The organism is Coprobacillus sp. (assembly GCF_984815275.1).
Window position 1 is genome coordinate 1 of record NZ_CFJNYH010000087.1, and the last position, 2,784, is coordinate 2,784.

Genomic DNA, 2,784 nt, shown 5'->3' on the forward strand with positions numbered 1-2,784 from the left:
TCTTCTTATTATCCTTGACTCTTTTTGTAAAGAAATAACCTAAAAAAACAAGTGCACCAATAAATAATACCCAAACAACCAAATCAACAGTTCTCATATCTCTTCCTCCTTTAAATAAAAAAGAGCATTCGTATAAGGACGAATGCTCGTGGTACCACCTTAATTTATATACTTTCGTATACCTCAAAACTTTAACGCAGTTCTACGTGTTTACCTACATGATTTCAATAAACATACTCCGAGGCTACCTTCCATTTTTTCTTCTGTTTCTTCACACCCACCAGAAACTCTCTTCAAGAATACAAAATGTACTCCTCCTCATCAACGTATGTTTATTTTAACAAAGCTGTAGATTAAAGTCAATTATAATTGACCTATAAAGTTATGGACTGAGTCTAAATAGTACAATAATCTTGATAATCTGATGATATTTTCAATTTCATCAGGGCCATAATCAATAAGAGGAACAACATTCATAAGACAACACAATAACAATTTCTCATCTTCTCTAATTTCTATCTTTTTAAAGTAATATTCACTAAAGCAATCTAAATCAAAGAGAATATCTGGAATTCTTTGATAAATATCAAACAAATCATAGATTGGTAAATCAATACAAACATTATCAATCGATAATAAAACCTTTGATTTTAATGAGATATGATCATAATCAAAATGTTTATAATTCAAACATACACGAACTTGATGATAATCTTTGGTGTGTTCCAAGTATTGTGATAAATATTGGCGAGCACTGCATAATGCTTCATAAATCCGATAATAATTCATAACAAGCATCCATTGACTTGGTGATCGCATTGCAATATTCTCAAAATTTTGAATCATCTGTTCATAATAAACAGTTCTTTCATTAATAATTCTTAAGATATCAGAATTAAGTGTATCAAAATATTGCTGGTTCACTTTTGTAAAATAAAAACTGTTATAATGAAGATAAGCTAATGTTTCAAAATAATATTTAATCTTCATTTCTTTCAGTAAGCCCTGATTGTTGTCTACATATGGCATGAGATAAAGATATTTGTTTTGATAAGGTGTAAGAAGTTCGTTGTTTTTATTTAATAATATTTGAACAAAACAATGGATATGCAAAGTCTCAATATATTCATAGATTGTTTCAATATGTTTATCTTCAACACATTTCGCAACATAATAACCATCATTCGTTTTCAATTTATAAACATTTTGAGTCAGTTTTATCAATCCAACAACTTGAATCTTATAGTATTGTAAAATCAGTTCATTCATGAATAATAAGGAACAATAACGATAGTTCCTTTCGTCAAAGGACGATCGTGATTGTAGTCTTTAAGCTTATATTCGTCTACCTGATAATGAGCTGCTACAGATTGATAACTATCTCCATCTTGAACAACATATAAATAATAAGTACCAATATCCTCATCATCATCTTCTTCAGGTATTTCTTTTTTCATTTCTACTGTTTCTTCTTTAATAGCTGCAACTGGTGCTGTCTCTACAACCGGTATAGCTATTTCTTTAGGAATCTCAACAACAGGAATCTCAACCTCTGGCACTTCTTCTACAACATCTTCTTCACGCAATAAACTTTCAATTTCTTCTACAACTGCTTCATCATTCGTTTCCTCAACTCTTGGAGCAGAGGTTTCAATAACACGGTCTTCATCATCTAAAACACCATAGACACAGGCCTGTATGACAAGTGATAGATTACCTTCATTAATCACATAATCAAAATCTTCTACTTTCACATGAAAATCTCTTTTATCAGTGATTTTTTCAAACAAAGCCATAATATCTAAATCAATGGATTCATGAAAACTATGTTTACCTTTTTCATCTTTATAATCTCCATTCATCATGATACTACCTACTGCTCTCATTCCTTGACTTTCCATTTTATAATTGATTGATTCATCAACTGAAATAGATACCAATTCTTTTAATTGATGATTCAAATCCACTAACTTCTTAAAATATATCTTTTGCATACTTTCCCTCCTATCAAACTGTATGCAAAAAAGTACAGAATATGAAAAAAAAGAAGTGCATTACTTCTTTTCAATCAAATCTAAGGCCTGTTTTAAAACAGCAGCACCATTCATCATTCCGTATTCTCTCATACCAATATTGGCAACTGGAACACCAGGTGCTTCAGACTCTATCTTTTTTTGTGCATATCTTACTTGTGGTCCAAGCAAAATAACATCTGCTTTATCAGCATTTTCTCTTATTTCATTTGCCCCCACAGCCCAAATATCAACCTTTATACCATCTTGAGAAGCTGCTTTTTTCATTTTTTCTACTAACAAACTCGTTGACATCCCTGATGCACAACATAACATAATATTAATCATTTCTTCCATTACCCCCTAGTCGCAATTATACATTATTTAGGAATATTTGTTAAGGATTTATTGTTCACAAAGTTCTATAATTCTCTCCCAAACCTCATCAATACCCACTTTATTTAAACTTGAGAAACGCAAAAATATATCATTCTTATCAAACCCCAAAGTATCCTTAATGATTTTTTCATTCTTTTTCAAATCATTTCTTTTCAATTTATCTTCTTTTGTTGCCACAACAATAACTGGAATATGATAATGCTTAGCATAATCATACATCATTTTGTCATCATGAGTTGGTTTATGTCGATAATCCACTATTAATACCAACCCCTTTAAAACATCTCGTTCTCTTAAATATGTATCTAACATATCGCCAAAACTTTCTTTGATTTTATCATTAACTTTAGCATATCCATATCCTGGCACATCT

The 2,784-nt window shown here is 30.5% G+C and carries 4 protein-coding genes and 1 other annotated feature; all 4 genes read right to left on the minus strand.

Annotated features, from left to right (window positions below; all coding sequences use genetic code 11):
• Positions 1-131 precede the first annotated feature (131 nt).
• Positions 132-334 (minus strand) — a binding site (T-box leader).
• Positions 335-363: 29 nt separating this feature from the next.
• A complete protein-coding gene (locus AC5M21_RS15965) occupies positions 364-1,269 on the minus strand; it encodes a hypothetical protein (RefSeq protein WP_008789748.1) in 906 nt (301 codons plus the stop codon).
• Positions 1,266-1,994, minus strand: a complete 729-nt coding sequence (locus tag AC5M21_RS15970; protein WP_008789749.1) for a LysM peptidoglycan-binding domain-containing protein — start codon at positions 1,992-1,994, stop codon at positions 1,266-1,268. The genes AC5M21_RS15965 and AC5M21_RS15970 overlap by 4 nt, the downstream gene beginning before the upstream one ends.
• A gap of 60 nt (positions 1,995-2,054) precedes the next feature.
• Positions 2,055-2,369 carry a PTS sugar transporter subunit IIB gene (locus AC5M21_RS15975; protein WP_008789750.1) on the minus strand — a complete coding sequence of 105 codons (315 nt, stop codon included), beginning with the start codon at positions 2,367-2,369 and terminating at the stop codon, positions 2,055-2,057.
• A gap of 48 nt (positions 2,370-2,417) precedes the next feature.
• Positions 2,418-2,784, minus strand: a 367-nt coding sequence (locus AC5M21_RS15980; RefSeq protein WP_493531533.1) for a GTP-binding protein, incomplete at its 5' end; no start/stop codon positions are given.

Excerpts from the sequence above, each read along its gene's own strand:
- AC5M21_RS15965 (WP_008789748.1), bottom strand. The coding sequence starts at position 1,269 with ATGAATGAACTGATTTTACAATACTATAAGATTCAAGTTGTTGGATTG.
- AC5M21_RS15970 (WP_008789749.1), bottom strand. The coding sequence starts at position 1,994 with ATGCAAAAGATATATTTTAAGAAGTTAGTGGATTTGAATCATCAATTA.
- AC5M21_RS15975 (WP_008789750.1), bottom strand. The coding sequence starts at position 2,369 with ATGGAAGAAATGATTAATATTATGTTATGTTGTGCATCAGGGATGTCA.